Source organism: Pseudomonas sp. HMWF006, assembly GCF_003061205.1.
GTDB classification, from domain to species: Bacteria; Pseudomonadota; Gammaproteobacteria; order Pseudomonadales; family Pseudomonadaceae; genus Aquipseudomonas; species Aquipseudomonas monsensis.
In genome coordinates, this window is the sequence record NZ_QAIU01000498.1 from 14131 (window position 1) to 20385 (window position 6255).

Consider the following 6255-nt stretch of genomic DNA (forward strand, 5'->3'; position numbering starts at 1 on the left):
GGCGCGGCGGCTGGAGCAACGTGTTCAACCGAAGTTTGTGCAGCGGCGGGCGCTGGTTCAGTCGGTGTCATGACAGGTGCACTGGCGGCTGCAGGTGGTGTCGCAGCAGCAGGGCTGTGAATCGTCTGCTCACCCACGTGCTCGACCGGCGTCGGTTCCTGCTGAACCGGCGTGAAAATCTTCCGCGCCTCCTGCTCCAGCGACAGAATGTGCTCGTTGTGCAGTTGCCGACGGATCTCGTCGGCACCGATTTCACGTTCAACTTCCTGTTTGATCGCGTTGAAGCTGCGCTTCAGCCGCCCGACCCACAGGCCGGCGGTGCGCGCAGCGCCCGGCAGACGCTCGGGACCCAGCACCAGCAGGGCGACGAGGCCGACGAGCAGCAGTTCAGAGAAGCTGATACCAAACATTAGTCAGTGCTCACACGTCTTTGCGAATCGGCTCTTCGACTTTCTGCGCCTGCACGTCGATGGTGTGCGGCGGGTTGGCCTGAGCGGTCGTTTGCGGCTGCACCGGTGGCACCGGTTGTGCAGGCGTTACGGTCGGATCGGCAGCGGGTTTCTCGTCGTCGTTCATGGCTTTGCGAAAGCCCTTGATCGACTCACCGACGTCGGTGCCGAGGTTTTTCAGTTTCTTGGTGCCGAACACCAGCACCACGACAACCAGAATGACGATCCAGTGTTTCCAGTCAAAAATGCCCATGTTGCTGTTCCTCTCTAGAAGTTGTTCAGGCGGACGGGCGCGAGGCTTTCTCGACGTGTCCGGACAGGCCGAAGCGGCGATCCAGTTCATCCAGCACGGCCTGCGGATGCTGCCCCAGTTGGGCGAGCATGACCATGCTGTGGAACCACAGGTCGGCGGTTTCGTAGATCACATCGCTGCAGTCGCCGCTGATCGCTGCGTCCTTGGCGGCAATAATGGTTTCGACCGACTCTTCGCCGACTTTCTCCAGAATCTTGTTCAAACCCTTGTGATACAGACTAGCCACATACGAGCTGTCGGCGGCTGCGCCTTTGCGCTCTTCGAGCACTTCGGCCAGGCGGGTCAGGGTGTCACTCATGTTTGTGTCCTGCGCAATAGATAGCGTGCGGGTCTTTCAGGACCGGGTCGACTGTCTTCCAGTCGCCGTTTTCGAAGACGCGGTAAAAGCAGCTTTGACGGCCGGTATGGCAAGCGATGTCGCCGATCTGTTCGACCATCAGGATGATTACGTCGGCATCACAGTCCAGACGCATTTCATGCAGGGTCTGCACATGGCCGGACTCTTCGCCCTTGCGCCACAGCTTGCCACGGGAACGTGACCAGTAGATGGCACGGTTTTCTGCCGCCGTCAGCTCCAGGGCTTCGCGGTTCATCCAGGCCATCATCAGCACACGTCCGGTTTTGTGATCCTGGGCAATGGCCGGCACCAGGCCGTCAGCGTCCCACTTGATCTCGTCCAGCCAGTTTTTCATCTTCAATTCCTGAAAAAAGCAGCTTCGAGTCTCGAGCTTCAAGCTGCAAGTAAAAGCAGGCTGCGGTGTATCTGTGTCGTCAAGCTTGCAGCTCGCAGCTTATAACTTGCAGCTGATTCGTGCTATCGGCGAACGACCAGATACAAGCCGACTGCCACCATGATGCCTGCCGGCCAATGCCCCAGTTCGTGCAACGGGCCACCGGCGGCAAGGATGGTGCCGCCTGCCAGATGAGCGCTGCCGAGCAGGCGCAGGAACCAGTCATCCTTGCGTTTGTGCCACGGCGGTGGCGGGTCCTTGGCGTGCGGTTGGGACATGCGTTCGAGCAGGTCGCGCGCCATGTTGGCCAGATGCGGCAGCTGTTCAAACTGGCTCTGCACGTTGCCGATCAAGGTTTTCGGGCTGATGCGCTCGCGCATCCAGCGTTCGAGGAACGGCTGCGCGGTGTTCCACAGATCCAGGTCCGGGTACAACTGACGGCCGAGGCCTTCGATGTTCAGCAGAGTCTTTTGCAGCAGCACCAGCTGCGGCTGAACTTCCATGTTGAAGCGTCGTGCGGTCTGGAACAGGCGCATCAGCACCTGGCCAAATGAAATATCTTTTAACGGTTTTTCGAAGATCGGTTCGCACACGGTACGGATCGCCGCTTCGAATTCGTTGAGTTTGGTTTCCGCCGGCACCCAGCCCGAGTCGATGTGCAGTTGCGCCACGCGGCGATAGTCGCGCTTGAAGAAGGCGAACAGGTTGCGCGCCAGATAGTCCTGGTCTTCCGGGGTCAGGCTGCCGACGATGCCGCAGTCGATCGCAATGTACTGCGGGCTCCACGGGTTGACGGTGCTGACGAAGATATTGCCCGGGTGCATGTCGGCGTGGAAGAAACTGTCGCGGAACACCTGGGTGAAGAAGATCTCCACGCCGCGCTCAGCGAGCATCTTCATGTCGGTGCGCTGGTCGGCGAGGGTCGCCAGATCCGTCACCTGAATGCCGTAGATGCGCTCCATCACCAGCACTTTCGGCCGGCACCAGTCCCAGTAGACCTGTGGCACGTAGAGCAGCGGCGAGCCTTCGAAGTTACGTTTCAACTGGCTGGCGTTGGCCGCCTCGCGCAGCAGGTCGAGTTCGTCGTAGATGGTTTTCTCGTAGTCCTGCACCACGTCCACCGGGTGCAGCAGGCGGGCGTCGGCGGAGACTTTTTCGGCGGCGCGGGCGAGGATGAACAACCACGCCAGATCCTGGGCGATCACCGGTTTCAGGCCCGGACGGATCACCTTGACCACCACTTCTTCGCCGGTTTTCAGCTGTGCGGCATGCACCTGCGCCACCGAGGCCGAGGCCAGCGGTTCGACGTCGAAACGGCTGAACACTTCGCTGATCTTCTTGCCCAGTTGCTCTTCGATCAGCTTGATCGACAGCTGCGAATCGAACGGCGGCACGCGGTCCTGCAGCAGCATCAGCTCATCGGCGATGTCTTCCGGCAACAGGTCGCGGCGGGTCGAGAGAATCTGCCCGAACTTGATGAAGATCGGCCCCAGGTCCTGCAGGGCCAGGCGCAGGCGCGCGCCACGGCTCAGGTCCAGCGGCTTGCGCGGGAACCAGCGCCACGGCAGCACATAGCGCAGCGCCAGGAGAAACCAGGGCAGCGGCAACTCGAACAGCAGGTCATCGAGGCGGTAGCGGATCACGACGCGCTGGATGCGCAACAGACGGCGGACGGCAAGCAGCTTCATGCGTTATCGCTTGGGTCGAGGGATCGGGAAAGGCGCTCGAAACGCGCCTCGAGACGTTCCAGATCAAGTTTGATCCGGTCCAGTTCGCTGAACCGCGCTTCGGCCTCGCGCTGCCCGACGAGGGTGCGCGATTCTTCGGCGAGGTATTCGGCGAGGTTCTGGTTGAGGCTGGCAAATCCTTGTTGATACCAGCGTGCGCGGCTGCGCAGATGACCGCCCACCAGTTGCGTGGCGACCGGACCCAGCCAGCGCGAGAGTTCGTACTCCCAGTCCAGCTCCAGATCCTGCAGCACGCCGGCCAGCTCCAGCAGCACGCCGCTGTCACCGTCGATCTCGACTTCCGGGGCGTGCAGCACCGCGGTCTTGTCCTTGCTCATGGCCAGTTTCACCAGGCTCGACGCGGGCGCACGCAAGGTGCAGTCGACAGCGGTTTCCCAGTGCGCGGCCAGCATCAGGCCCTCATCGCTCGGCAGGATGAACAGTTGCAGCGCCGGGCTGCGGCAATCGACGGCAATCACCTTGCCGGTCAGATGCGCCAGCCTCGGCAGCGCCGTGCTGTCGAGACGCAGCACCCGGTTCAGACCGAGTTCAACGCTGGCGAGCAGCCCGGTGAGCAACATCAGGGCTTGATGCCGCGGTGCAGGGCGACGATGCCTGCGGTCATGTTGTGATAGGTCACGCGGTCGAAACCGGCGTCGACCATCATCGACTTCAGGGTTTCCTGATTCGGGTGCATGCGGATCGATTCGGCCAGGTAGCGATAGCTTTCCGAGTCGTTGGTGATCAGCTTGCCCATCAGCGGCATGAAGGCGAACGAGTAGGCGTCGTAGGCTTTCGACATCAGCGCGTTGGTCGGCTTGGAGAACTCCAGCACCAGCAGGCGACCGCCGGGCTTGAGCACGCGCAGCATCGAGCGCAGGGCGTCTTCTTTATGCGTCACGTTGCGCAGGCCGAAGGCGATGGTCACGCAGTCGAAATGGTTGTCCGGGAACGGCAGCTTTTCGGCATCCGCCTGAACGAATTCGACGTTGCCCGACACCCCCAGATCCAGCAGACGATCACGGCCGACCTTGAGCATGGATTCGTTGATGTCGGCCAGCACCACCTGGCCGGTCGGGCCAACGAGATGGGAGAACTTTTTGGTCAGGTCGCCCGTGCCGCCAGCGATGTCCAGCACGCGGTTGCCGCTGCGCACGCCCGACAATTCGATCGCAAAACGCTTCCACAGACGGTGCATGCCGCCCGACAGAAGGTCGTTCATCAGGTCGTATTTCGCCGCTACCGAGTGGAAGACCTCAGCGACTTTTTCCGCTTTCTGGCTTTCCGGAACGTTTTTGAAGCCGAAGTGTGTGGTGGGTTCGGCATCGCTGCCTTTGCGCTGATCAGTCATATCGCTGTCACCAAAAGAGAATGCGCGACATTCTAATCCCCAAGCCATGCTTTGTCTTGGAATGGCTAAAGGTAAGATGGGCAACCTTCGGGACGATTTGCCGCAGACGCGGTCAAGATTTACCGAGACCTATTCATCAAGCAGGAGTCATTCAATGGCCAAAATCAGTGTTGAGCGTGCCCACAACCTGGGCAAGGAAGCCGCCCGCGAGAAGGCCGACAAGCTGGCGCAGAAACTCTCCGATCAATATGGCCTGGAGCCGCAGTGGTCGGGCGACACCCTGAACCTCAAGCGCTCGGGCGTGAAAGGCGCGGTGCATGTGGCCGACGATTCGATCAAGGTCGATGTGGAACTGGGCATCATGATGTCGGCCATGAGCGGCATGATCAAAGCCGAGATCGAGAAGGCCCTCGACAAGGCCCTGGTCTGAAATACGATCCCCTGTAGGCGTGAGCCTGCTCGCGATTGGGGTCTGTCAGTCACCGCAATGTTGACTGACAGACCTCAATCGCGAGCAGGCTCACTCCTGCATTTGTTCTGTGGTGCTCCTGCTGTTTATGTCAGTTGTTAGGGTGCCGTTTCTAATTTTTCTCCCTACTTTGTGCCTGAGCCCGACACCTTTGCGGGCAGTTCCTCAAACCTTCTGCGCGTGAGGTGCACCATGGCCAAAGTCATTTTGAAGAAAAAAATCGACGCTTCGACTTCTGCTCTGAGCGACGTCAAATCCTATGCCCGCAAGATCTGGCTGGCAGGCCTGGGTGCCTACACCAAGGTCGGCCAAGAAGGCAGCGACTACTTTCAGGAGTTGATCAAGGCTGGTCAAACTGTTGAAAAGAAAGGCAAAAAAGCCGTCACCGAAAAACTCGAAGCAGCCAACGCCGAGATTGATGACGTCAAGGACGAAGTCAGCTCGTTCAAGGGTCGTGTCGAAGTCCAGCTCGACAAGGTCGAGAAGGCGTTCGACTCCCGTGTTGCAAGTGCCTTGAATCGTATCGGCATTCCGTCTAAACATGACGTTGAGACACTCTCTGCTAAGCTCGATGAGCTGACGGCATTGCTCGAACGCGTCGCGCGTAAATCTTAAGGAGAACGGGATGGCTGGTAAAAAGAACACCGATAAAGAAGGCAGCTCGTGGATTGGGAAAGTCGAAGACTACTCCCGCAAAATCTGGCTGGCTGGTTTAGGCGTGTACTCGAAGATCGACACTGACGGCAGCAAACTCTTCGAGTCACTGGTCAAAGACGGCGAGAAAGCCGAGAAGCTCACCAAGACAGCAGTCGGCAAAAAAGTCGATGCCGCCAAGGACTCCGCTTCTTCGGCCAAGTCGCGCATCAGCGGCGTGAAAGATCGCGCACTGGGCAAGTGGGACGAGCTGGAAGGGGCTTTCGACAAGCGCCTGAACAGCGCGATTTCGCGCCTGGGTGTGCCAAGCCGCAATGAAGTGAAAGCGCTGCACAGCAAGGTTGAAACCCTGACCAAGCAGATCGAGAAACTCACCGGTCTGAAAACCCAACCGGTAGCGGCGAAAACCGCTGCAGCCAAACCGGCAGCGAAAACCGCAGCGGCTAAACCGGCTGCGAAAACTGCCGCCAAGCCTCTGGCCAAAGCAGCGGCCAAGCCTGCAGCCAAAGCCGCGGCGAAAACCGCCGCCGCCAAGCCAGCAGCCAAAGCCGCAGCCAAGCC

General features: G+C 59.8%; 10 protein-coding genes. 3 read left to right on the forward strand and 7 right to left on the reverse strand.

Going from position 1 to position 6255, the window contains the following annotated elements; genetic code table 11:
- From tatB to ubiE, 7 genes are all read right to left on the reverse strand, one after another.
- On the reverse strand, positions 1–410 hold a 410-nt coding region (gene tatB, locus DBR24_RS21695), incomplete at its 3' end, for a Sec-independent protein translocase protein TatB (protein ID WP_128615775.1).
- Between the two features lie 10 nt (positions 411–420).
- Positions 421–702 (reverse strand): twin-arginine translocase TatA/TatE family subunit, encoded by a 282-nt coding sequence (locus DBR24_RS21700; protein ID WP_123470720.1) that lies wholly within the window; start codon positions 700–702, stop codon positions 421–423.
- 25 nt (positions 703–727) lie between these two features.
- A complete protein-coding gene (locus DBR24_RS21705; RefSeq protein WP_007909355.1) occupies positions 728–1060 on the reverse strand; it encodes a phosphoribosyl-ATP diphosphatase in 333 nt (110 codons plus the stop codon).
- Positions 1053–1454 carry a phosphoribosyl-AMP cyclohydrolase gene (hisI, locus tag DBR24_RS21710; RefSeq protein ID WP_123470722.1) on the reverse strand — a complete coding sequence of 134 codons (402 nt, stop codon included), beginning with the start codon at positions 1452–1454 and terminating at the stop codon, positions 1053–1055. The genes DBR24_RS21705 and hisI overlap by 8 nt, the downstream gene beginning before the upstream one ends.
- A gap of 122 nt (positions 1455–1576) precedes the next feature.
- Complete coding sequence (gene ubiB / locus DBR24_RS21715; RefSeq protein WP_123470724.1) at positions 1577–3181, reverse strand: ubiquinone biosynthesis regulatory protein kinase UbiB; 1605 nt, start codon at positions 3179–3181, stop codon at positions 1577–1579.
- A complete protein-coding gene (locus tag DBR24_RS21720; protein ID WP_128615771.1) occupies positions 3178–3801 on the reverse strand; it encodes an SCP2 domain-containing protein in 624 nt (207 codons plus the stop codon). The genes ubiB and DBR24_RS21720 overlap by 4 nt, the downstream gene beginning before the upstream one ends.
- A complete protein-coding gene (gene ubiE / locus DBR24_RS21725) occupies positions 3801–4571 on the reverse strand; it encodes a bifunctional demethylmenaquinone methyltransferase/2-methoxy-6-polyprenyl-1,4-benzoquinol methylase UbiE (protein WP_003220857.1) in 771 nt (256 codons plus the stop codon). Before ubiE ends, DBR24_RS21720 begins: the two co-directional genes overlap by 1 nt.
- Positions 4572–4725: 154 nt before the next feature.
- On the opposite strand from ubiE, the gene DBR24_RS21730 reads away from it, so the two are divergent.
- From DBR24_RS21730 to DBR24_RS21740, 3 genes are all read left to right on the forward strand, one after another.
- On the forward strand, positions 4726–5001 hold the full coding sequence (locus tag DBR24_RS21730; RefSeq protein WP_025110282.1) for a polyhydroxyalkanoic acid system family protein: 276 nt from the start codon (positions 4726–4728) through the stop codon (positions 4999–5001).
- 231 nt (positions 5002–5232) lie between these two features.
- On the forward strand, positions 5233–5655 hold the full coding sequence (locus DBR24_RS21735) for a phasin family protein (protein WP_123470728.1): 423 nt from the start codon (positions 5233–5235) through the stop codon (positions 5653–5655).
- A gap of 10 nt (positions 5656–5665) precedes the next feature.
- On the forward strand, positions 5666–6255 hold a 590-nt coding region (locus tag DBR24_RS21740; RefSeq protein WP_256591725.1), incomplete at its 3' end, for a phasin family protein.